Source organism: Paraburkholderia caledonica NBRC 102488, assembly GCF_000685095.1.
GTDB classification, from domain to species: Bacteria; Pseudomonadota; Gammaproteobacteria; order Burkholderiales; family Burkholderiaceae; genus Paraburkholderia; species Paraburkholderia caledonica.
In genome coordinates this window covers 18671-42263 of the sequence record NZ_BAYE01000026.1, presented here as the reverse complement: position 1 = coordinate 42263, position 23593 = coordinate 18671, and the positions used below count along the sequence as shown (strand labels likewise).

Genomic DNA, 23593 nt, shown 5'->3' with positions numbered 1-23593 from the left:
GTTCCCTAGTTTCCCTGATTCACAGCGGCAATTCAGACGATGCCGGCTCGAGCGCCGCGCGCGGCAGCTTTGCGCGGCGCTCGGGCGGCAATGCCTGCAAGGCGCGGCGCCCGCGCAAGCCGAGGAAATATTCGCGGATGAACGGATGATCGACGCCGGCGGCTTCTTCGACGGGCGCAGCGACCAGCACCTTGCGATCCGCCAGCACGGCCACGCGCGTGGAAAGCGCGACCATCGTGTCGAGATCGTGCGTGACCATCACGACCGTCAAGCCGAGCGCGCGATGCAGCGCCGAAATCAGTTCGACGAACTCGTCGGACGCTTCCGGATCGAGCCCGGCCGTCGGTTCGTCGAGAAACAGCAGTTCGGGTTCGAGCGCGATCGCGCGCGCAATGCCAACGCGCTTGATCATGCCGCCGGACAGCGCCGACGGCATTTTGGACGCGTGCTTGCACGGCAGCCCGACCATCTCCAGTTTCAGCATGACGATGTCGCGCAGCAGATCTTCGGGCACCTGGCCGAGTTCGCGCACCGGCTGTGCGACGTTGTCGAACACCGACAGCGACGAAAACAGCGCGCCCCGCTGAAACAGCATGCCGGAGCGGCTGCGCATCAGCAGCGCGGTTTCTGGAGAAATTGTCGCGAGGTCTTCGCCGAACAGCTTGATGGTTCCCGAAGACGGCCGCTCCAATCCGAGAATCTGCCGCACGAGCGTGGTCTTGCCCGAACCCGACCCGCCGACGATCGACACGATCTCGCCGCGCCGCACGTCCAGATTCACATGCTGATGCACTACGTTGCGGCCATAGCGCTTCGTGACGTCGATCACTTCGATCACCGGCTCGGCAATGGAAGGCATCGGCTGGCCGCGTACGGCCTGAGTTAGCGGCGCGATCATCCGAGCCCCACGTTCTGGAACAGAATCGCGAACACAGCGTCCGCGAGAATCACGATCGTGATGGACGTCACCACCGAGGTCGTCGTGCCTTCGCCGAGACTCTGCGAATTGGCTTTGATACGGAACCCGAAGTGGCAGCCGACGATCGCGATCAGCATTCCGAAGACGACGCCCTTGCCGAGACCGATCCACAGGTTCGCGGCCGGCACGACGCCGGGTAATGCGCGCGCGAAATAACTCATGTCGATGCCGAGCACGATCTTCGCGGCGAGCGCCCCACCGCTCAGCGCGATGATGTTCGTCCACATCACGAGCAGCGGCATTGCTACGCCGAGCGCCACCACGCGCGGCAGGATGAGCCGCAGACCGTGCGGAATGCCCATTACGCGCATGGCGTCGAGTTCCTCGGTCACGCGCATCACGCCGATCTGTGCGGTGATTGCGGAGCCGGAACGGCCCGCCACCAGAATCGCCGAGAGCACTGGCCCGAGTTCGCGGATCACCGAGAGCCCGAGAATATTTACGATGTACTGATTGGCGCCGAAGAGCCTCAATTGCTGCGCGGACAGATAGCTCAGCACGATGCCGATCAGAAACGCGACCAGCGCGGTGATAGGCAACGCCCTGGTGCCGGCGTTGTAGATATTCGCGGAGATTTCGGTCCACGGCGTGAGGGCTGGCTTGCGCGCGACCGCCAGCAGATCGAGCACGACGCGACCGAGCATAGCCACGCCGCCGTACAAATGCTCGAAGAACGAGAACAGCCCGAGGCCGAGCCGCGTGAACGGATCGAATCTGACGACCGGCTCCGCCGTCTCGCGGACGGTGTCGAGCAACGCAATGCGTTCGAAGATATCGCGCTGCGTGTCGGTGAGTTCGGTGTCGGGCGGCATTCTGTGGCCCCACACGCGCCACAGCGCCTGGCCGCCGACGTGGTCCATTCGGTCGATGCGCGATAGATCCCACTGGCCGATGCCTTCGGCGCCTTCGAGCGAACGCAGCTGCGGTATCACATGTCCGGTTGCACGGTCGCGCGCGAGCGCGAGCGCCGTCCACTGGCCCGAGAGCCGGACGATCTTGCCTTGGCTGCCAGCCGCGACTTCAAGGCCGGGCGGAGTGTCGTAGTTCAAGGATCGTTGCAATGTGGTTATCGGAGTAGGGGCCATTGTAACGAACGCGCAGCGGATGGACCGCTCTGGCGGGCTCAGGCGGTTCGCTGTCGTTACAATATGGGACATGAACGCTTCCACTCCTCCCAAAGGACCGGCCGCTGCCGCGAACGCAGCCGACTGGCGTATCGACCGCGAACGCGCCGTCGCTCTTTTCGGCGCGCATGCGCATGACTGGCCGATCGAAATCGTCGAGGAAACCGGCTCGACCAACGCCGACCTCATGTCCCGTGTAAAGGCGTTGCCGCGCAAGGCGGGCGCGCTGCCGAGGCCGATTGTGCGGGTGGCTTATCTGCAGACCGCCGGACGCGGCCGCCGCGGGCGTCCGTGGTACGCGGAGCCGGGCAATGCGCTGCTGTTTTCGGTGGCCTGCGTGCTGCCGCGTCCGCTAGAAGGACTGGCGGGATTGAGCCTCGCGGTGGGTGTCGCGCTCGTCGACGGACTGCGCTCGTTGCCTGTCGCCGGCCCCGGTCAGATTGCGCTGAAGTGGCCGAACGACATACTGCTCGAAGGCGACAAGCTCGCCGGCATCCTGATCGAGACCGCCTGGAGTACGGAGGACGCGAGCGCCGTCGTGATCGGCATCGGCACCAATGTAAAGGGCGCCGACGAACTCGCCGCGAAAATCGGCGCGCTCAACACCGGGGCGCCGCCGCAGGTGCGTGGCACGGCGCCGACCGCGCTGCAGCGCGCGCTGCCCAACGCAAACCTCACCGACACGCTCGCCGCCGAACTCAATGCATTGGAGCCCGCGTTGCAGCGCTTCGGCGCAGAAGGATTCGCGCCGTTTCAGGCGCGCTGGAACGCAATGCATGCGTACGCCGGCCGCGAGGTCGTGCTGCTCGAACAGGGCGCGGAAGTCACACGCGGCGTCGCTGCGGGCGTCGACGAGCGCGGCCAGTTGTTGCTCGATACCGCCGCGGGCCGGCAGAGCATCGCGACCGGCGACGTGTCCCTGCGTCTCGCCGACGGTGCTGCATGACGAGCGGCGCGCGTCATCTTTTGATCGACGCGGGCAATAGCCGCGTCAAATGGGCGATGGTGGAGGCTGACGGCACACAGATCGCCGGTGGCGCGCTCGCGCATGGCGGCGCAGAGCAGGCTCAATGGGCTACTGAGGGCGCGACGCAGTGGGCGAACTTGCCGGCGCCTCGCGGCGCATGGTTATCGAACGTCGCCGGCGATACCGCGGGTGAGCGAATCGCTGCGATGGTCGACGCGCAATGGCCGCATCTGCCGCTCACCACGATCCGCGCTCGCGAGCAGCAATGCGGCGTGACCAACGCGTACACGACGCCGCACGCGCTCGGCAGCGACCGCTGGGCCGGCATGATCGGCGCGCACGCGGCATTTCCCGGCGAGCATCTGCTCATTGCGACCTTCGGAACCGCGACCACACTCGAGGCGTTGCGCGCGGACGGCCGCTTCGTGGGCGGACTCATCGCGCCAGGCTGGACGTTGATGATGCGCTCGCTCGGCGAGCACACGGCTCAATTGCCGACGCTCGACGCTAACGCCGCGCGCGGCCTTCTGGCGAGTTCCGCTGGTAAGCAGGACGCAGCCCGACGCGGCCCGTTCTTCGCGACGGATACGCCACGTTCGTTATCCGCCGGCTGCACGCTGGCACAGGCAGGACTCGTCGAGCGGACATGGCGCGACCTGACGGATGAATGGCAGGTGCCGGTGCGCCTCGTGGTCGGCGGCGGTGCTGCAGACGAAGTGGCGAGCGCACTCAAAGTGCCGCATACTCGCCACGATTCACTGGTTTTGTCTGGGCTTGCACTGATAGCTTCCGAGCGCGCTTCGGAACACGGCGTGTAGAACACCGGCCGGATGTGATGGCTGTACTTCGCGTCTGCACCACATCGGCGGGTCAACTTCTGGAAGGGAAAATATAACGATGCTGCGCTGGCTGATTGCCATACTGTTCCTGGCCAACCTTCTGGCATTCGTCGCAGTGCGCGGCGTGTTCGGCCCGACGCCCACTGCGAGCGGGCGCGAACCCAATCACCTGAGCCGTGAAGTCCATCCGGACTGGTTGAAAGTGCGCCCGGTCACTGCCACGGACGCCGCTGATCAGGCTGTTGTCGGCGCGGCGGCACCGGTCGCGCCCATCGCGGCGTCGGCGTTGCCGCAATAAAGCGGAAAATCGAAGCTGCGAGTTGGAGCGGTATATTGCAGCGGCGCGTTGGAGCGCCGCGTCGAACTGCGCAAGCCCACGCCCAAGCCCAGGCCATGCAGACTTTGCACCGTGCTCGCCCGCTCGCGCTTAGCCCTGCGTGCGAACCTTCTTGAGCAGCGCAGTTGTCGAGCGGTCATGTTCGAACGGAATTGCCAACGCCTTGCCGCCCCAGCCGCGCACGATCGCCGACTCCGGCAACGTATCCATGTCGTAGTCGCCGCCCTTGACGAGCACATCCGGACGTAGCGCCGAGATCAGTTCGACAGGCGTCTTTTCCCCGAAGCAAACCACGTAGTCGACGCTCTCCAGCGCCGCGAGCAAAGCCATCCGGTCGGCTTCGTTGTTGATCGGCCGGTCATCGCCCTTGCCCAGCATACGGACCGACGCGTCGCTGTTCACGCCGACGATCAGGCAAGCGCCCTGCGCTTTCGCGTCCGCGAGATAGGTCACATGCCCGCGATGCAGAATGTCGAACACGCCGTTTGTAAATACGACCGGCGCGTTCAGCGAAGGGCGCAGCGCGACCAGCGCGTCGCGAGTAAAAATCTTGCGTTCGAAAATAGCGGCCATTTGGGGTATGGAAGATACAGAGATTGCCGTCGCAATACGGCGTGAGCAACGTGCGGCATGACGCTCACGCAGACTGGTCAAACGTACAGGTCGAGCATCGAAATCACGCGCAAATCAAACAAAACGGTCCGGCAAGCTCGCGCCTGCCAGACCGTTTTACAGCGCCGAACCGGAGCCCGGCGCTAGCTTTGCATCATGCGCGACCCGCGAACCCGGATTCACGAGACTACATTCAAGCCGGCTGTTCGGCCGACTTCTGGTCGGCCTGCAGCCGCGTCACCACTTCCTTGCGGTAGCGGTTCAGTTCCTGCGCGGTAGTGAACGTGCGCTCGAAGAGCAGCGACAAGTTATGCAGAATGCGCTCGACAACCTTCTTTTCCCAACCGTCGTCGAAGCGGATCTGCTCGTCGAGCCAGCGTTCGAGCCATTCCGGGTCGGGCAGGCGCGACTGGATCGTGTCGCGCGGAAACAATGCCTGATTGACGTGCAGATTCGTGGGATGCAACGGCTTTTCGGTGCGACGCGCGGACGCCATCAGCACGCCGATCTTTGCAAAAGCGGCCCGCGCGATGTCGCCGGTTTGCACCATGGCTTTCTTCATGTAGCGCAGGTAAGCGCCGCCATGCCGCGCCTCGTCGCGCGAAATGGTTTCGTAGATGTGCTTGATGACCGGCTCGGTATGCCATTCGGCAGCACGGCGATACCAGTGATTCAGGCGGATTTCGCCGCAGAAGTGCAGCATCAGCGTTTCAAGCGGCGGCGCCGGGTCGAATTCGAAGCGCACGGCGTGCAGCTCTTCTTCGGTGGGGCACATTTCCGGCTTGAAGCGGCGCAGATATTCCATCAGCACCAGCGAATGCTTCTGTTCTTCGAAGAACCACACGCTCATGAACGCGGAGAAATCGCTGTCGTGATGATTGTCACGCAGAAACATTTCCGTGGCGGGCAGCGCCGACCATTCGGTGATCGCGTTCATCTTGATCGTCGCAGCCTGCTCGTCGGTCAATAGCGATGCATCGAACTTGTCCCAGGGAATGTCTTTCTCCATGTCCCATCGAACGGATTCGAGCGATTTATAAAGTTCCGGGTAAAGCATGGTGTTCATAGTCCCACCCCTGTTCTGCACATACTGTTTGTGTCTGTCACTACTACGTGTAGCACTTTCCTGACCACGAACGAAACGCGCCGGGTGCCGTACCCGAACGCCGCGCCGTTCTCCGGCCAAGCCATCAATTTTACGCGGTAACCGGCCGCCTGGATGCACGGCCAGCGAAGAAGTCCGGGCGCTCGCGGGAGGAGCGGCTAACGCAAAGTTACACGCTCGAGTCACGCATTGCGCGGCCAACCGTGGGTGAGGGATACCCTATGCCTGAGGTCGAGCCAGTTTGCGATGAAAACCGCACCGTCCAGCCCTGCGCCGGTGATGCCGGCGGTGAATGAAGCCTGGGCGGCTGGTTGGTTGTTTTCAGCGCACGCCCAAACCAAACAAATGCCTTCCAATGATAGCACGCTGACTTCCTCAAACCCGCGCGATAGCGGACGCAATTCCAATGCCTGGTTGACCTGTCTCAACGACTGTGCAATCGGCGGAGTGTGGCTCGCGACGGGGTCAAAACGGTGACAGCCGGCGATTTTCTGGTCAACTGCCGCCGACAGTCGGCCCGGCTGCCGCCCGCCTCTCGCTGCGCGTCGTCAGAGGGATTTTTTTGGCGGTTTCGACCCGCTGCTGGCCGTACCGGCCGCTGCGCGTTTTGCCGTTGAGGGCGCGCGCTTCGCTGCCGGCCGCTTTGCCGCAGACTGGCCGGCAGCCCCAGCGCCTTCAGCCGAACTTGCCGACGCTGCGGCGGCTTCGTCCCCGGGCGACGGTCGCGGTACGTCGGTCGCCCCGCCAACTGCCTCGCTCGCCTCGTCGGCAGCGTCCGCGTCGGTCTCGGCTTGCGCGCCGCCGCTCCCGGCCGCGCCCGCGGCGCTCGCTGGCGGCTGAGTCATCGCGAATTGCGCGATCTGGTTGAATTGCGATTGCAGCAGATTCCACCATGCCGATGCGTCGAACGGCGGAGTGGCAGGTGTGCCTTCCTCGTCGCCCGACGATTCGCCGCTAGTCGAGTTTTCGGCCGAAGCCGCCGGCTCCGGATGAGGCCAGCCGCTCGTCGGCGACGGGCTCGGCGCGGGGGCCGGCGCTGGCGACGCCGCCGCCGGCTGACTCATCGATTGCTGTGCAAACGCGCCGAACGCACGCAGCGTCGCAAGCGTCGCGCGCTGCACTTCGAGCGCCTGAATCGCGGACTGCAGCATGCTCAGGTTCAGCTTGAGCCATTGCTCGACCGCGCGCATGTCGGTGATGCGCTTATCGAGTTCTTCGACGTTCGTAAGCGGCGCCATCATGTCGGACATCATCGACAGCGACGGACCCATGCCCGCGCCCACGCCCGCGCCCGATGGTGCGCCGGAGAACGCGGAGCCGAACGGCGACATGCGCATCATGCCCCACATGTGTTCCAGCATTTCGGCGGGCGGAAACCCAGGAAAGCCAGGGAACGGCGGCGTCGAACCAGATGTGTCAGTCATGCTTGTCGCCTCGCTGCATTAACAAAAAAGCGCGGAAGGAAAAATGCGAACCCAAGAGCGCATTGAGCGCGCCTGAAACCGATCATACAGCGCTGTGCATCGGAATCGCGCTGCATCCGTTACGGTGCGCGCCAAGGGTCGGCGCCGCCAAAATCCGGCGCACGCCGCTCGCGCAGCGAGTTCACGCCTTCACGCACGTCCGGCCCGGCGAACCCCATGAACTCCAGCGCAAGCGACGCATCGAAAGCGGGTCCTGCCGAGCGCAGCCAGTTGTTCAACGCGTACTTCGTCCAGCGGATCGCGGTTTGCGAACCGTGCGCGAGCTTCTGTGCGACTTCAAATGCTTTGGGCAGCAGGTCGTTTTCGTCGACCGCAAGCGACACGAGCCCGATGCGCTCCGCCTCCGCGCCGCTCACCGGCTCGCACAGCATCAGGTAGTACTTGGCCTTCGCCATGCCGCACAGTAGCGGCCAGACTATCGCCGCGTGGTCGCCGGCGGCTACGCCGAGCCGTGTGTGCCCGTCGATAATGCGTGCAGTCTTCGACGCGATCGAGATATCGGCAAGCAGACCCGCGACCAGACCCGCGCCGACAGCCGGACCGTGCATTGCCGAGACGATCGGTTTGCTGCAGTTGATGACGTTGTAGACCAGATCGCGAGCCTCGCGCCACACACGCGCGCGCACATCGAAGTCGGTAGCCATGTCTTCGACCAGTTGCAGATCGCCGCCTGCCGAAAAGCCCTTGCCCTCGCCGCGAATGATAGCGACGCGCGTGTCGGCATCGCGGTCGATGTCGCGCCAGATTTCCGCGAGTTCGTAATGCATGCGCGCGTCGGCCGTGGCAAGCGCGCTTCTGTTCGCGCCTTCGCCGCTCATCACCACTTCGAGTATGCCGTGCGGACGGCGATGTAACTTGAGCGACTGGTACCGTGCGTAGAACGCATCGTTGCTGTGAGGTTGTTCAGACATGGTGATCGATCCGTGTGTGCATGATGCGCGCATCGCTTAACGCGGCTGATAAACCCATTTGCCGCCGCTGATTTCGACCATGACGCGCGCGCGTTGGTCGAGCCCCAGGTGGTCCCCGGCGCTCATGTTGACGACGCCGTTGGTATCCGCGAGACCGCGCGTGCCTTCGAGTGCGTCGCGCAACGCACGACGAAATTCCGGCGTGCCCGGCGCGGCTGTTTTCAACGCGATCGGCACTGCGTGGCTGAGCAACATGCCTGCGTCCCACGTGTAGGAGCCGAATGCCGAAACGCTGCCCGGCCCACGCAGCGCTTCGAAGCGCGCGATGTAATCGAGCGCGAGGCGCTTCGCCGGATGATCCGCGGGCAATTGCGCCGCGACCAGCACTGGGCTCGCGGGCAGGAAGGTGCCGTTGCAATCGGCGCCGCACACGCGCAAGAAGTCGTTATTGCCCACGCCGTGATTGTGATAGATCAGCCCTTTGTAGCCGCGCTCGCGCAGTGTCTTCGGCGGTAGCGCCGCGGGCGTGCCGGCCGCACCCACCACCACTGCATCGGGATGCGTTGCAAGGATTTTCAGCACCTGCCCCGTCACGCTCGGATCAGTGCGATTGAACCGCTCGCTCGCCACCATCTGCATGTGGTGAAGCTGCGCGAACTTCGCGACTTCGGCGTAGAAGGTCTCGCCGAGCGCATCGGCCTGACCGATGAACGCGACAGTTTTCACTCCGCGTGTGCTGGCGTGCTCGGCAATTGCCGAAGCCATCATCGCATCCGTTTGCGGAGTCTTGAAGACCCAATGGCGCTTGGCATCAACGGGTTCAATGATTTTCGCCGACGACGCAAGCGAGATCATCGGCGTGGTTCCGTCGGCGACCACGTCGATCATTGCCAGCGAGTTCGGCGTAATGGATGAACCGATGATCGCGTCGACATGATTTTCGGAGATCAGCTTCTTGGTGTCCTGGACAGCCTGGGTCGTGTCCGACGCATCGTCGAGCACGATGTATTCGACGCTCTGGCCGCCTATCTGTTTCGGCAGCAACGTCGCCGTATCGCGCGCGGGAATGCCAAGCGACGCGGCGGGCCCCGTCAGCGAGAGCACGAGCCCGATCTTCACCTGAGCCAGCGCCGCCGCGGGCGACAGGCATACAAGCGCCGTACACAACGCGGCGACACGAGCCGCGGCTCTGGCGAGCCGCCTGCTCAGCTTCAGGCCCTCCCGCCTATTCAGCCGCAGCGGCGGCCGCCACGCGCTCGCATGCAGACCGCACGCGCGAGCGCTCCCCAATCCCGCGTCAATCGATCCAGCTCGCCGCATGGTGTCTCCTCACATGAGTTTTTCGTTTTGATATGCCGCCGATGCCGCCGCGCCAGTCAGTGTAGCGGCACGCGATGGCAGCGGCATCGGGCGAAACCCTTTCGGACGATGCGCCGTACCGCTTCAGTCGAGCGGTGCGATGCTCTGCTCGATGGAGCCGAAAATCGACTTGCCCGCTTCATCGAACATTTCGATCTTCACCGTGTCGCCGTACTTCATGAACTCGGTCTGCGGCGCGCCATGTTCGATCGTTTCGAGGCAGCGTTTTTCGGCGATACAGCAATAGCCGCGCTTCGCGTCCTTGTTGGAGACCGTGCCCGATCCGACAATCGCGCCCGCTCGCAAATTTCGCGTTTTCGCGGCATGCGCGATCAGCTGGCCGAAGTGGAACACCATGTCCGTGCCGGCGTCAGGCTGGCCGACTTTCTTGCCGTTCCAATGGACGATCATTGGCCGGTGCACTCGGCCTTCGCGCCAATGTTCGCCGAGTTCGTCGGGCGTCACGGCGACCGGTGCGAACGAAGAGGCCGGCTTGCTTTGGAAAAACCCGAAGCCCTTCGCGAGTTCGGCGGGAATCAGATTGCGCAGCGAGACGTCGTTGACGAGCGTAATCAGACGCACGCTTTTGAGCGCCTGCTCGGGCGTCGCGCCCATCGGCACGTCCGTGGTGATAACGGCAACTTCTGCCTCGAAGTCGATGCCGAACGCTTCGGATGCGCAGACCACGTCGTCTCTCGGACCGATGAAGTCGTCGCTGCCGCCCTGGTACATGAGCGGATCGGTCCAGAATTCCGGCGGCATCTCCGCGCCGCGCGCGCGCCGCACGAGTTCGACGTGATTCACATACGACGACCCGTCCGCCCATTGGAAAGCGCGGGGCAGCGGCGCCATGCAGTCGCTTGCGTCGAATGAAAATGTGTTGCGGGCTCGCCCCTGATTGAGCGCGTCGTACAGGTCGTGCAATTGCGGCGCGTAGAAGGTCCAGTCGTCGAGCACGCGCTGCAACGTGGGCGCGATCGCGTCGGCAACGGCCGCCGTGTGCAGGTCGCGGGACACGACAATCAGTTGGCCGTCGCGCGTGCCGTCCTTCAGCGTGGCAAGTTTCATGGATGATGAACCGGGTTAGTGACGATAGAGGGAATCTATTCTACGATGGTGAATCGGTGCAGCCCAAGCCCGCCTTGCCGAAACTGCTGACAGGCACATCCCGCGGGCTCTGTGGCCGGCTTTCTTTCATCGCTTCTGAACGCGCTTCGCGCCTTGCTCATGCCGAACACTGCCCGCTCCGGCACAATTCCTAACCGCGCCGACGCCGACGCCGCCGAAGCGTCCGACATCGACGACGAGACCGCCGAAACCACCGACGCAGCCGACGCCGGCGAGGAAAAGCTGCGCTCGGGCATCCAGTCGATCGAAGTCGGTTTCAGGCTGCTCGACGTGCTGACCCGCGAACCGCGCGCAATGATGCTGCGCGATCTCGCGCAGCGCGCCGGCATGAGTCCCGCGAAAGCGCACCGCTATCTCGTGAGCTTTCTACGCCTCGGCGTCGTCTCGCAAGACCCGCTCTCCGGCCGATATGAGCTGGGCGGCTTCGCGTTGCAACTCGGACTTGCGCGGCTTGCTCGCGTTGACGGCGTGAAGCTCGCGCGGATCGCGCTCGCCGAATTGCGCGACCGGCTGGATCTGACCGTGGGCATCGCCGTGTGGGGCAATCAGGGGCCGACCATGGTTCATTGGATGGAATCGAGCCATCCGGCAAAGGCGTCGTTGAAACTCGGCGACGTGATGCCGCTCCTCAGTTCCGCGACGGGCCTGCTCTTCGCGGCCTATCTGCCCGCGGGCAAGACCGGCGCGATGCTGCAACGCGAACTGGCCGACACCCGCCGCTCGTCGCATATGGGCGTGCCGCGCACCCGCGAGGAAGTTGAACGAGTGCTGGCGGACGTGCGCGAGCATGAAGCGGCGCGCGTCGAAGGCATGTTGCTTCCGACCATTCACGCGTTCTGCATGCCGGTGTTCGACTCGACCGGCGAACTGGCGCTCGGCCTCGTCGCGCTAGGTCACGAAGGTGCGTTCGACATTGGCTGGGGCGGCGAAATCGACACGGCGCTGCGTGAATGTGCGCAAAAGCTGTCGTACGAGCTGGGGTATAGTCCGACGCCGCGTTGAGGCTCGCCGCCGGCATTCCATTCATTCGCACTTTGCGCCCGCACTGCACGCATTCAATCGCCGATGGCTCTACCTTCCACCGCACGCCAGTCCGATCTGACGCTCGCTGACGAGCCGCGTGTCCGTTGGCGTACGTGGCGCTGGATCGCGGTCCTACTCGTGGTCGGCTTTCTTCACTGGATCGCCGCACAATGGGTCGAGCGCCACCGCGCGACGCTGAATCCATCCGACGACGAACATGTCCCAGTGCAGGTTGCGCTTCTTAAACCCGAACGTATCGAGCGCAATCCGGTTGCCACAGCCCCGGCTGTGCCCGCGCCCGAGCGGAAACGCAAGCCCGTCGCCGGCAAGCCGCGCGAACATGTGTTGACCGCGTTGCAACCGGCCGAGAAGCCCACCGTCGACGCCGCTATCGCCACATCGGACACCGCCGCCAGCGCGCCTGCCGCGAACGCGGTGCCGACCAGCGCGGCAAACTCCGCGAGCGCGGCGCAAGCCGCGCCAGCGGCGCCGGGCGTCAAGTTCTCGGTCCCGCCGTCCGGCGAACTTCAGTACGACACGTTTTACAACGGCGTGCGAAACCAGCCTGGCACGATCCATTGGACCAGCAGCGCGCAAAGTTACGAAATGGTGGTTTCGGTGCCCTTACCTTTTGTCGGCACCTTCGTGTATTCGAGCCATGGCCGTATTGATGCATTCGGCCTCGCTCCCGAGCAATACGTGGAAAAGCGCGGTCACCGCGTGGAAGATGTTTCCATCTTCAATCGCGCCGACAGGAAGATCGCCTTCACGCGAACACCGACGACGCTGCCGTTGCCCGACGGCGCGCAGGACCGCTTCAGCATGATCATGCAGCTGGCAAGCCTGGTGCGCGGCGACCCCGATGCCTACAAGCCGGGCGTGACGCGGCAGTTTTTTGTAGTAGACAGCGACAGTGGTGAAAACTGGCCAGTCGAGACTATCGGCGACGAAACCATCCGCACCGCGCAGGGCTACCTGCAAACGCGTCATTTCAAGCGGCTGCCGCGCCGCCAGGGCGACCAGCGCCGCATCGACGTATGGCTCGCGCCTTCGCTTGGCTGGCTGCCCGCGCGGCTCGTGCAGACGGAGCCGAACGGCACACAGTTCGAACTGGTGTGGCGCGGCAAGATCAATGTCGATAACAACGCGGGCTCATCCGATATATCGCCGGATGCCTCCCCTTCAGCTGCGCCGACAGCCGCCCCGCTGACATCGCCGCCAGGCCCACCTGTCAATTCGACCGGTGCCGACGACACTTCCGGCAACATCAAGCCCTGATCCATAGCCCGCCGGCACAGGCGGCAATGCGGGCATGCACTCGAATAGTGCCTCGCACATACTCGCGAAACTTCCTTCCCTGTGCCGACTCTGCATCATCTGATGCAACCGTTGGCGGGCCGCATACGTATCACACCGTATATGCGTGCAGCCTCGACCAATTCTTCCACTGCGATCCCCTTAAAGGAGCCCGCATGCAAGTGAACATCGACGGAATCGAGACCCGCTACGTGCTGAGCAATGAAGGCGGCGGCCCCTGGCTTACGTTCATTCATCAACTAGGCGGAGATCTGTCCGTGTGGGACCAGCTCGCCGGCTATTTTCGCGACGACTATACGGTTCTTCGCTACGACGTGCGGGGTCACGGCCAAACGGCATTGTCAAAAGAGCCGTTCTCGGTTGCCGATCTTGCCGGCGACCTTGCCGCGCTGCTCGATGCGCTGGGCGCGCCGAGCACGCACCTCGTAGGTATGTCGATGGGCGGCATGATCGCGCAGCAGTTCGCGCTGGATCACTCTTCGCGCGTGGACTCGCTCACCATTGCCGACAGCGTTGCCGCGAATCCGCCAGAGGCCCGCGCCACATGGGACCAACGCGCCGCGAGCGCCCGCCGGGACGGCATGGCGCCGCTTGCGGCCGCCACGCTCGAACGCTGGCTGACCGAGGATTTTCGGGTCGCGCATCCCGAAGCAGTAGAGCCGATACACGAGGCGCTGACCCGCACGTTGCCAGAAGGCTACGCCATGGCGTGCGAAGCGCTGCGCGACTTCGACGTACGCGGTAAGCTGGGAGCGATTCACTGTCCAACCCTCGTCGTGGCAGGGCGCCACGATACGGGCACGCGGCCTGCTGCTAGTCAGGAGATAGCAGATGCCATTGAAGGCGCTCACTTCGAATTACTCGACGCCGCTCATCTTGCGCCAGTCGAGCAGTCTCAACGTTTTGCTGCACTGCTTGAAACGTTTCTTGAAAGGCCGGTCTAACCGGTAGGTTCGGAACTTTTACAAGCGTCAATCCGGACCCACCCCTTGAATTCCACACCATAAGCTCCACGTATGGCGCAGGAATGGCCAGGAGCCAACGGAAATAAGGAGTGTCGCCATGCAAATGATCTACAACAGCCCTAACTATTGTGTCGTCGAATTTCCGCCGCAAGAAGGCCCGCTGGCCATGAAATCGGGTGGCTACGAGATCGTCGACAAAAACATGCAGCGTGAAATTTACATTGACGGTGCAATGGCGGCGCGGTTTCGCGAGAACGTGCAAAAGCTGATCGAAGAAGAACCGTCGCTAGACGAAGTCGACGAATTCCTCGGCCAGTTCGACAGCCTGATGCATCAACCGGTAATCCTCCACTGACCTTAAGGTCACGCCGACGTTCTCGGCGGTAGGACCGTTTGTACAGTTTTCAACGTATTTGGCGACATATATCGACCACGCCGTCCGGCACCGCCGGCGGCCTCTACAAGATGGTCGGCAGTCATGAAAGCGGTTCAGCGGGCTTCAGCCTGCTGAGCCGTTTTTCTTTTTGTGGTGTTCCTTCGCCGCGACGCGCTGCGCGCGTGTTGCGGTGTCGTTCAGTGGGATTCGCGCGCAGTAGTGCGCTGCGGTCTTTCGATGCCTTTGTCCCGACCTGAATTGCGCCTCACGCGACATCCAGTCAGCGCCCCGCCGCCCGCGCCCGGCGAATTAGCCCGGCTACGGCTACAATGACTGGTTCCCGAAAAAGTCGGCGCAAGCCCTTGTCCGCCATGAACCAGCCTGCCCAAACTGCCAAGCCTGTCCGTCCCGAGCTCGCCTATACCCGCGGCACGGCGCTGCCCGCGCTGCTCAAGTCGCGCATTCTGATTCTGGACGGCGCAATGGGCACGATGATCCAGCGCTACAAGCTCGACGAAGCGCGCTATCGCGGCGAGCGCTTCAAGGACTATGGGCGCGACATCAAAGGCAACAACGAACTGCTGTCCATCACGCAGCCGCAGATCATCAGCGAGATTCACGAGCAGTATCTGGCTGCGGGCGCCGACATCATCGAGACGAACACGTTCGGCGCGACCACGGTCGCGCAGGCGGATTACGGCATGGAAGCGCTTGCAGTCGAAATGAATCTGCAATCTGCAAAGCTCGCGCGCGCCGCATGCGACAAGTATTCGACGCCAGACAAGCCGCGCTTCGTAGCAGGCGCGATCGGACCGACGCCGAAGACCGCGAGCATTTCGCCCGACGTCAACGATCCCGGCGCGCGCAACGTCACATTCGACGAACTGCGCGCGGCCTATTACGAGCAGGCAAAGGCGCTGCTAGAGGGCGGCGCGGACCTGTTTCTCGTCGAAACGATCTTCGACACGCTCAATGCGAAGGCCGCGCTTTTCGCGCTCGACGAACTGTTCGAAAACACCGGCGAACGTTTGCCGATCATGATCTCCGGCACGGTCACCGACGCCTCGGGGCGCATTCTCTCGGGCCAGACCGTCGAGGCATTCTGGAACTCGCTGCGGCATGCAAAGCCGCTCACGTTCGGTTTGAACTGCGCGCTGGGCGCGGCGTTAATGCGCCCTTACATCGCCGAACTTGCGAAGCTCTGCGACACATATGTGTCGTGCTATCCGAACGCGGGCTTGCCGAATCCAATGAGCGATACGGGATTCGACGAATTGCCCGCCGACACGTCCGGACTGCTCAAGGAATTTGCCGAAGCGGGCCTCGTGAACATTGCGGGCGGCTGCTGCGGTACGACGCCGGAGCACATCGCTGCAATAGCGAAGGCGCTCGCCGAAGTGAAGCCGCGCAAATGGCCGACGCAGTATCGCGACGCCGCGTAAGCGGCGTCCAGGCAGACGCACCGCAGACCCAACCGAGCCGCACCTAACGCACGCAATCGACTCGCATATACGCCATGACAGATCACACCATGCGCCTTGCCGGCCTCGAGCCGTTCAACGTCACGTCCGGGACGCTTTTCATCAACGTCGGTGAACGCACCAACGTGACAGGATCGAAGGCGTTCGCACGAATGATCCTGAACGACCAGTTTGACGAAGCCATTGCCGTCGCGCGCCAGCAGGTGGAAAACGGCGCGCAGGTGATCGACGTCAACATGGACGAGGCGATGCTCGACTCGAAAGCGGCGATGGTCCGCTTCATGAATCTGATCGCGTCGGAGCCGGACATCGCGCGCGTGCCGATCATGATCGACTCGTCGAAGTGGGAAGTGATCGAAGCGGGCCTGAAGTGCGTGCAAGGCAAGGCGATCGTCAACTCCATCTCGCTCAAGGAAGGCGAAGAAGCGTTCCGCCATCACGCGAACCTGATTCGCCGCTACGGCGCGGCCGCCGTAGTCATGGCGTTCGACGAGCAGGGCCAGGCCGACACCTTCGAGCGCAAGACGCAGATTTGCAAGCGCTCGTACGACTTCCTCGTGAACGAAGTGGGCTTTCCGCCGGAAGACATTATCTTCGACCCGAACATCTTCGCGATTGCCACCGGTATCGAGGAGCACAACAACTACGCGGTCGATTTCATCAACGCGGCGCGCTGGATCAAGGAAAACCTGCCGTATGCGAAGGTGAGCGGCGGCGTGTCGAACGTGTCGTTCTCGTTCCGCGGCAACGATCCGGTGCGCGAGGCGATTCACACTGTGTTCCTGTATCACGCAATCCAGGCCGGCATGGACATGGGCATCGTCAACGCGGGGCAGCTCGGCGTGTATGCCGACCTCGATCCGGAACTGCGCGAACGCGTTGAAGACGTGGTCCTGAACCGTCGCCAGGACGGCACCGACCGCCTGCTCGAAATCGCCGACAAATTCAAGACCGGCGCGGCGAAGAAAGAAGAGAACCTGGAGTGGCGTAACCAGCCCGTCGAGAAGCGCCTGTCGCATGCGCTCGTGCATGGCATTACGAACTTCATTGTCGAAGATACCGAGGAAGTGCGCGCGAAGATCGCGGCCGCAGGCGGCCGTCCGATCAACGTGATCGAAGGCCCGCTGATGGACGGCATGAACATCGTCGGCGACCTGTTCGGTCAGGGCAAGATGTTCCTGCCGCAGGTCGTGAAGTCGGCGCGCGTTATGAAGCAGGCGGTTGCGCATCTGATCCCGTTCATCGAAGAAGAAAAGAAGCAACTTGCGGCCGCGGGCGGCGACGTGCGCGCGAAGGGCAAGATCGTCATTGCGACCGTCAAGGGCGACGTGCACGACATCGGCAAGAACATCGTGTCGGTGGTGCTTCAGTGCAATAACTTCGAAGTGGTCAACATGGGTGTGATGGTCCCATGCAACGACATTCTCGCGAAGGCGAAGGTCGAAGGCGCGGACATCATCGGGCTCTCCGGGCTGATCACGCCGAGTCTCGAAGAAATGGCCTACGTCGCGTCGGAAATGCAGCGCGACGACTACTTCCGCGTGAAGAAGATTCCGCTGCTGATCGGCGGCGCGACCACCTCGCGCGTGCACACCGCAGTGAAGATCGCGCCGCATTACGAAGGTCCTGTGGTGTACGTGCCGGACGCGTCGCGTTCGGTGTCCGTCGCCTCTAGTCTGCTGTCAGATGAAGGCGCGACGAAGTATCTCGACGAATTGAAGTCCGACTACGAGCGCATTCGCAATCAGCACGCGAACAAGAAGGCGCTGCCGATGGTCTCGCTTGCCGAAGCCCGCGCGAACAAAACGCCGATCGACTGGAACGGCTATCAGCCGGTCAAGCCCAAGTTCATCGGCCGGCGCGTGTTCAAGAACTTCGATCTGAACGAGTTGGCCAACTACATCGACTGGGGGCCGTTCTTCCAGACCTGGGACCTCGCCGGCCCATATCCGGCGATCCTGAACGACGAGATCGTCGGCGAATCGGCGCGGCGCCTGTTTTCCGACGGCAAGTCGATGCTCGCGCGCCTGATCCAGGGTCGCTGGCTGCAGGCAAACGGCGTGATCGCGCTGCTGCCCGCCAACACGGTCAACGACGACGACATCGAAATCTATACGGACGAATCGCGCACCGAAGTCGCGCTCACATGGCGCAACCTGCGGCAGCAAAGCGTGCGGCCGGTGGTAGACGGCGTGATGCGCCCGAACCGCTCGCTAGCAGACTTTATTGCGCCGAAAGACTCGGGCGTGGCGGACTACATCGGCATGTTCGCGGTCACGGCGGGTCTGGGCGTCGATGTGAAGGAAAAGCAGTTCGAAAAGGATCACGACGACTACAGCGCAATCATGCTGAAGGCGCTCGCCGACCGTTTCGCCGAAGCCTTTGCCGAAGCGCTGCATGCGCGCGTGCGGCGCGACCTGTGGGGTTACGCCAACACCGAAAACCTGTCCAGCGACGACCTGATCGCCGAAAAATATCGCGGCATTCGCCCGGCGCCCGGCTATCCGGCGTGCCCGGACCATCTGGTGAAGCGTGACATGTTCGAGGTGCTGCAGGCGGGGGACATCGGCATGAGCGTGACCGAATCGCTCGCCATGCTGCCGGCGGCCAGCGTCTCCGGCTTCTATCTCGCGCATCCGGACAGCACGTATTTCTCGGTGGGCAAGATCGGCCAGGACCAGCTGGAAGACTACGCGCAGCGAATGTCGCTTTCGAAGGCGGATGCCGAGCGGGCGTTGGCGCCGTTGCTCTAAGCCGGTAAGAGCCGATCTGCCGGCGTGGCGGGAAACCCACTATATCGGGCGAGAAAGACTGAATATTTGCGGCAACGTAATTTTCGGCTTTGTAGACTGAGGCGGCTTGACCCGCCAGACGCGGCCAAAACGCGTCGGCTCAATTAATTGCAACCGTCGACGGAGAAAATCCTATGAAGAAGCTGGTGCTGTTATTGACTGCTGTTTCGCTTGCCGCGGGCGCTTCGGCGGCGCTCGCGCAAACTGCCGCTCCGGGCGGTTCGAGCGCGGTCAGTTCGTACTCCCCGCCCACGGTCAAACACGTCAAGAAACCGAAGAAGCAAAAAATGAAGAAAGGTGAGTCAGCTCCCGCAGCCGCTCCGGCAGCCGCCAGTCAGTAAGCAGGCTGCACGGCCACAGCGCTTTCGGCCTCGCAACAAAAAAGAGCCCGCGTCGAGCGGGCTCTTTTTCATTCAGACGTGAGGCGCGGGCCGCCGGGCATCAGGTCTGCGGCCGATACCGCGCGCGCATATCCCTCGCGGTCCGATTGCGTTGGCGTGGCTCGCTCGCGAGAATCAAAGTCCCCAGACAATGTCTGCGTTCTCTTTTTGCGCGGCGCGCAGCATGTCGAGGAACGGGTAAGCGCGCTGTGCGAGTCCAGGCGGAATCTCGTGATGCTCGTGGCCCTCTTCGCCTTCGTGGAAATGGCCGTCGTGCTCGGCGCGTTCCTGCTTGTCGAAGGTGATGGCCGCTTCGAGTTTGGTGATAGCGTCTGCGAGTTCGTCGTGCGTAATGACGCCTCGTTGACCTAGACGTTTGCCGACAATGCCGACCAGATGCTGTGCCAGATTGTCGAGCATCATCACGTCTGGACAAGCGCGACATTTGAAAGTAATCAGCATGACTGTTCCCTTTTTCGTTATGTTCGATTGACGCGCGAGCGGCGCTCAATGCAGCCGTCAGCACGCGCTCCGTTAGCTCGCCAAAGAGACGCGGCGGCATCGGCCCTTGCTGGGCATCTGATTGAACATATTAGCACCTGCTAAAATCCGTCTGGACGGAAAAGCGCGCCTTGCTGCGCCGCGCGCACAGGTGCAAGCGCGGCGCAGCAAGCCCGGCCGGTCCGCGCCTGCATGCCGCCGCGGCCATGCCTTTGCAGGGCGTCGCGCAACGCGCTTATTGTGTTGCAGGCGGCGTGCCCGATGGCGCGTCCGTCATGCCGATGCGTTGACGAGCGAACCGCCGCTTTCCACGCTTCTGACGAATCGGCCGTGCCTGCCGCGCGGCCGGCGCCTCTTCCGCATCACCGGATTGCCTCACTGGACTCGCAACAAGCATGCTGCCCGCACATAAACATACTCTTGAAACACTGCTCGCCGACACGGTGAAGCAGGTAGCTCTTGCCACGCAAGGTGCGGCCGAAGCCGCGTTCGTGTCGCCCACTATCGCGCTGGAGCGACCCAAAGTCGCTGCCCACGGCGACGTCGCGTGCAATGTGGCGATGCAACTCGCCAAGCCGCTGCGCGCCAATCCGCGCCAGCTTGCACAGCAGATCGTCGACGCGCTGCTCGCGCAGCCGCAAGCGCGCGGACTCATTGAAGCCGCCGAAGTCGCGGGTCCCGGCTTCATCAACCTGCGCCTCGCCGCCACGGCAAAGCAGGCCGTGATCGCCGCCGTGCTCGCCGAGAAAGAAACGTATGGCCGCTCGCAACGCGACGCCGGCAAGCATGTGCTCATCGAATTCGTGTCGGCGAACCCGACGGGACCGCTGCACGTCGGCCACGGTCGCCAGGCCGCGCTCGGCGACGCGCTGTCGAACGTGCTCGCGTCGCAAGGCTGGGACGTGCATCGCGAGTTCTATTACAACGACGCCGGCGTGCAGATCGCAACGCTCGCGCTGTCCACCCAGGCACGCGCACGCGGTCTCGCTCCGGGCGACGAAGGCTGGCCGGCTTCGGCGTACAACGGCGAGTACATTGCCGACATCGCGAAAGATTATATGAACGGCGTCACGGTATCCGCGAGCGACGGTGAACCCGTCACCGGCGCGGGCGACGTCGAAAACCTCGACGCGATCCGCCGTTTCGCGGTCGCGTACCTGCGCCGCGAGCAGGACATGGACTTGCAGGCGTTCGGCGTGAAGTTCGACCAGTACTATCTGGAGTCGTCGCTTTACACCGAAGGCCGCGTGGAGAAGACAGTGCAGGCGCTGATCGCCGCGGGCAAGACCTACGAGCAGGAAGGCGCGCTCTGGCTGCGCACGACCGACGACGGCGACGACAAAGACCGGGTCATGCGCAAAACCGACGGCACGTACACGTACTTCGTGCCGGACGTCGCGTATCACGTCGCGAAGTGGGAGCGCGGCTTCACGAAGGTCATCAACATTCAGGGCTCCGATCACCATGGCACGATCGCGCGCGTGCGCGCCGGCCTGCAAGGTCTCGGCATCGGCATTCCGAAAGGCTACCCGGACTACGTGCTGCACAAGATGGTCACGGTCATGCGCAACGGCGAAGAGGTGAAGATCTCGAAGCGCGCGGGCAGCTACGTGACGGTGCGCGATCTGATCGAATGGTCGGGCGGCGCGACGCCGGGCTCCGAAGCCGCTGTCGATCTGATCGACGAAGAAACGATTCGCCGTGGCCGCGACGCTGTTCGCTTCTTCCTGATTTCGCGCAAGGCCGATACTGAGTTCGTCTTCGACATCGACCTCGCGTTGAAACAAAATGACGAAAACCCCGTGCACTACGTGCAATATGCGCATGCCCGGATCTGCTCCGTGATAGCCGAATGCAAGTCCCGCTACAGCGGCGACCAAAGTGCTGACGAAAGCACGCTTGCCAGCGTCGACCTCGCGCCGCTCACGAGCGAACGCTCAATGGCTTTGCTGAACAAGCTCGCCGAGTTCCCGGACATGCTTCAACATGCCGCCGACGAACTCGCGCCGCACGCGGTCGCGTTCTATCTGCGCGACCTCGCCGGGGAATTCCACTCGTTCTACAATGACAGAGCCGAGCGCGTGCTGGTCGACGATGCCGCCGAACGCAATGCACGCGTCGCGCTGCTTGCGGCCACGCGTCAGGTGCTCGCCAACGGTCTTGCGATCATCGGCGTCTCCGCTCCAGTCAAGATGTAAGTCCTCCGGCGCAACATGTATGCGGCCGTCGTTATAATCGGCGGCCGTTCCAGGATTCTTTTTGCAGGTAATTCGTACGATGGCAAAACCACGCCGCACAACAAAGCAATCGAAACAAACCGGGGGCACTTTTCTCGGCATCGTGCTGGGCCTGATCGTCGGCCTTGCGATCGCGGTAGTGGTGGCGCTTTATATCACCCGTGCGCCTACGCCGTTCGTCTCGAAGGTGGCGCCGCCTGCTGCATCCGATTCGAGCGCGAGCCAGGCGCAATACGATCCGAACCGTCCGCTGCAAGGCAAGACGCCGGGGCAGCCGGTGCCGCAAGCGGCACAACCCGCGCCACCGAATACCGCGCCTGGCCAGACCAACTCGCAGACCCAGTCGGGCATGCTCGAGCAGCCTCAGATCATCGAAGTGCCGCCGACCATCGGCAATAATCCGAACGCCAACGCGAACGGCACCGCGGTCGCTCCGAAGCCGGCTCAGGACAATGGCAGCACCACCACCGCCGCCGTGCCTGCGAAGAAGCCGCAAGCTACCAGCGCGCCGGCAGCGACGGCCGCGGGTTCGGCGCCGAAAAGCACTTCGTCGGCCACAGCCGCAAACGGCAAACCGGGTTCGGGCGCAGCCCCGGCGCCAGGCGACGCGAACACCGGCTACTTCCTGCAAGTGGGCGCGTACAAGACCGCTGCCGACGCCGAACAGCAACGCGCGCGTCTCGCGTTCCAGGGCTTCGAGTCGAAGGTCACGCAGCGCGATGCGGGTGGCGTCACGTACTATCGCGTGCGTATCGGACCGTTTTCGAAGTTCGAGGACATGAACGCGAACCGTCAGCGCCTGTCGGACGCGGGCGTGGACACAGCGGTCATCCGCTTCACCAAACAATAAACAGCGAGCGACCGCCGGCTGCGCCGCCGCCGAACTATCGGTGTGCGGCGCCTGTCACAGGAATCGCAAGCAAGAAAAGCATGATTGAGCTCTACGGACGATAGAACCGTCGAACGCCGATTCTAAAAACGGTGACGGGCATTTGCGTGGCGCCACTGTTTTACGCCTACTTGGGTCAACAAAACATGAAAAAACTGCTGAGCATTCTGTTCCTCTCGCTGGGGCTCGTTGCAGCCACGGCGCACGCATCGCCGACGGCGCCGGTCGCGGGCAAGGACTACACGGTGTTGCCGAGCGCGCAGCCCACCGACGTGCCCGCCGGCAAGATCGAAGTCACCGAATTCTTCTGGTACGGCTGCCCGCACTGCAACGAATTCAACCCGTACCTCGAAGCATGGGTGAAGAAGCAAGGTGCCGACGTGGTGTTCAAGCGCGTGCCGGTTGCCTTCCGCGACGACTTCATTCCGCATTCCAAGATGTATCACGCGCTCGACGCACTGGGTCTCGCCACACAACTCACGCCGAAAGTCTTCAACGAAATCCACGTCAATAAAAACTATCTGCTGACGCCCGAAGATCAGGCCAAATTCCTCGCGAAGAACGGCGTCGATCCGAAGAAGTACATGGACGCGTACAACTCTTTCTCGACGCAAAGCGCGTTGCAGAAAGACAAGAAGCTGCTCGAGGACTATAAGATCGACGGCGTGCCGACTATCGCAGTCCAGGGCAAGTATGAAACCGGCCCGGCTGCCACCAATAGCCTGCCCGGCACCGTGCAGGTGCTCGACTATCTGGTCCAGCAGGTTCGCGCAAAGAAGATGTAAAA

At 63.1% G+C, this 23593-nt stretch carries 22 protein-coding genes; 13 read left to right on the top strand and 9 right to left on the bottom strand.

Annotated features, from left to right (window positions below):
* Positions 1–19: 19 nt before the first annotated feature.
* Together BCA01S_RS30210 and BCA01S_RS30205 are read right to left on the bottom strand one after the other, a co-directional pair.
* The gene (locus BCA01S_RS30210; protein ID WP_042319940.1) at positions 20–898 is read right to left on the bottom strand and encodes an ABC transporter ATP-binding protein; all 879 of its coding nucleotides are present in this window, start codon (positions 896–898) and stop codon (positions 20–22) included.
* A complete protein-coding gene (locus BCA01S_RS30205) occupies positions 895–2028 on the bottom strand; it encodes an MlaE family ABC transporter permease (protein ID WP_027780101.1) in 1134 nt (377 codons plus the stop codon). Before BCA01S_RS30205 ends, BCA01S_RS30210 begins: the two co-directional genes overlap by 4 nt.
* Before the next feature lie 106 nt (positions 2029–2134).
* Here BCA01S_RS30205 and BCA01S_RS30200 point away from each other — a divergent pair, with 106 nt between their 5' ends.
* From BCA01S_RS30200 to BCA01S_RS30190, 3 genes are all read left to right on the top strand, one after another.
* On the top strand, positions 2135–3049 hold the full coding sequence (locus BCA01S_RS30200) for a biotin--[acetyl-CoA-carboxylase] ligase (RefSeq protein ID WP_027780100.1): 915 nt from the start codon (positions 2135–2137) through the stop codon (positions 3047–3049).
* Positions 3046–3888: a type III pantothenate kinase gene (locus BCA01S_RS30195; protein ID WP_027780099.1), complete on the top strand. Its 843-nt coding sequence runs from the start codon at positions 3046–3048 to the stop codon at positions 3886–3888. The genes BCA01S_RS30200 and BCA01S_RS30195 overlap by 4 nt, the downstream gene beginning before the upstream one ends.
* Positions 3889–3967: 79 nt before the next feature.
* Positions 3968–4207: a hypothetical protein gene (locus tag BCA01S_RS30190; protein ID WP_020067099.1), complete on the top strand. Its 240-nt coding sequence runs from the start codon at positions 3968–3970 to the stop codon at positions 4205–4207.
* A gap of 129 nt (positions 4208–4336) precedes the next feature.
* Here BCA01S_RS30190 and rfaE2 read toward each other — a convergent pair whose 3' ends face one another.
* From rfaE2 to BCA01S_RS30160, 6 genes are all read right to left on the bottom strand, one after another.
* Positions 4337–4819: a D-glycero-beta-D-manno-heptose 1-phosphate adenylyltransferase gene (rfaE2, locus tag BCA01S_RS30185; RefSeq protein ID WP_027780098.1), complete on the bottom strand. Its 483-nt coding sequence runs from the start codon at positions 4817–4819 to the stop codon at positions 4337–4339.
* Between the two features lie 232 nt (positions 4820–5051).
* Complete coding sequence (locus tag BCA01S_RS30180; RefSeq protein WP_027780097.1) at positions 5052–5924, bottom strand: ferritin family protein; 873 nt, start codon at positions 5922–5924, stop codon at positions 5052–5054.
* Between the two features lie 587 nt (positions 5925–6511).
* Positions 6512–7387, bottom strand: coding sequence for a PhaM family polyhydroxyalkanoate granule multifunctional regulatory protein (locus BCA01S_RS30175; protein WP_027780096.1), 876 nt, complete (start codon positions 7385–7387; stop codon positions 6512–6514).
* Positions 7388–7506: 119 nt separating this feature from the next.
* Positions 7507–8358: an enoyl-CoA hydratase/isomerase family protein gene (locus BCA01S_RS30170; protein WP_027780095.1), complete on the bottom strand. Its 852-nt coding sequence runs from the start codon at positions 8356–8358 to the stop codon at positions 7507–7509.
* Between the two features lie 36 nt (positions 8359–8394).
* Positions 8395–9678 carry an ABC transporter substrate-binding protein gene (locus BCA01S_RS30165; protein WP_027780094.1) on the bottom strand — a complete coding sequence of 428 codons (1284 nt, stop codon included), beginning with the start codon at positions 9676–9678 and terminating at the stop codon, positions 8395–8397.
* 123 nt (positions 9679–9801) lie between these two features.
* Positions 9802–10785 carry a fumarylacetoacetate hydrolase family protein gene (locus BCA01S_RS30160; protein WP_027780093.1) on the bottom strand — a complete coding sequence of 328 codons (984 nt, stop codon included), beginning with the start codon at positions 10783–10785 and terminating at the stop codon, positions 9802–9804.
* 159 nt (positions 10786–10944) lie between these two features.
* Between BCA01S_RS30160 and BCA01S_RS30155 the strand changes: the two genes are divergently transcribed.
* The 7 genes from BCA01S_RS30155 to BCA01S_RS30125 all read left to right on the top strand — a co-directional run bounded on the left by BCA01S_RS30155 (position 10945) and on the right by BCA01S_RS30125 (position 19140).
* Positions 10945–11847, top strand: a complete 903-nt coding sequence (locus tag BCA01S_RS30155; protein WP_027780092.1) for an IclR family transcriptional regulator — start codon at positions 10945–10947, stop codon at positions 11845–11847.
* Positions 11848–11910: 63 nt separating this feature from the next.
* Positions 11911–13146: a DUF3108 domain-containing protein gene (locus BCA01S_RS30150; RefSeq protein ID WP_027780091.1), complete on the top strand. Its 1236-nt coding sequence runs from the start codon at positions 11911–11913 to the stop codon at positions 13144–13146.
* 194 nt (positions 13147–13340) lie between these two features.
* A complete protein-coding gene (locus tag BCA01S_RS30145) occupies positions 13341–14129 on the top strand; it encodes an alpha/beta fold hydrolase (RefSeq protein WP_027780090.1) in 789 nt (262 codons plus the stop codon).
* Positions 14130–14247: 118 nt separating this feature from the next.
* The gene (locus BCA01S_RS30140) at positions 14248–14505 is read left to right on the top strand and encodes a BTH_I0359 family protein (RefSeq protein WP_013337859.1); all 258 of its coding nucleotides are present in this window, start codon (positions 14248–14250) and stop codon (positions 14503–14505) included.
* A 392-nt stretch (positions 14506–14897) separates the two neighbouring features.
* Positions 14898–15968: a homocysteine S-methyltransferase family protein gene (locus BCA01S_RS30135; protein WP_020067110.1), complete on the top strand. Its 1071-nt coding sequence runs from the start codon at positions 14898–14900 to the stop codon at positions 15966–15968.
* A gap of 65 nt (positions 15969–16033) precedes the next feature.
* The gene (metH, locus tag BCA01S_RS30130; protein WP_255218487.1) at positions 16034–18760 is read left to right on the top strand and encodes a methionine synthase; all 2727 of its coding nucleotides are present in this window, start codon (positions 16034–16036) and stop codon (positions 18758–18760) included.
* 173 nt (positions 18761–18933) lie between these two features.
* Positions 18934–19140: a hypothetical protein gene (locus tag BCA01S_RS30125; protein ID WP_020067112.1), complete on the top strand. Its 207-nt coding sequence runs from the start codon at positions 18934–18936 to the stop codon at positions 19138–19140.
* Positions 19141–19314: 174 nt separating this feature from the next.
* On the opposite strand, the gene BCA01S_RS30120 is transcribed toward BCA01S_RS30125, so the two are convergent.
* On the bottom strand, positions 19315–19641 hold the full coding sequence (locus tag BCA01S_RS30120; RefSeq protein ID WP_042319935.1) for a DUF1840 domain-containing protein: 327 nt from the start codon (positions 19639–19641) through the stop codon (positions 19315–19317).
* Between the two features lie 434 nt (positions 19642–20075).
* On the opposite strand from BCA01S_RS30120, the gene argS reads away from it, so the two are divergent.
* From argS to BCA01S_RS30100, 3 genes are all read left to right on the top strand, one after another.
* Positions 20076–21878, top strand: a complete 1803-nt coding sequence (argS, locus tag BCA01S_RS30110; RefSeq protein ID WP_027780087.1) for an arginine--tRNA ligase — start codon at positions 20076–20078, stop codon at positions 21876–21878.
* Positions 21879–21939: 61 nt separating this feature from the next.
* Positions 21940–22767 carry an SPOR domain-containing protein gene (locus BCA01S_RS30105; protein ID WP_027780086.1) on the top strand — a complete coding sequence of 276 codons (828 nt, stop codon included), beginning with the start codon at positions 21940–21942 and terminating at the stop codon, positions 22765–22767.
* Between the two features lie 185 nt (positions 22768–22952).
* Positions 22953–23591, top strand: coding sequence for a thiol:disulfide interchange protein DsbA/DsbL (locus BCA01S_RS30100; RefSeq protein WP_020067117.1), 639 nt, complete (start codon positions 22953–22955; stop codon positions 23589–23591).
* Positions 23592–23593 lie beyond the last annotated feature (2 nt).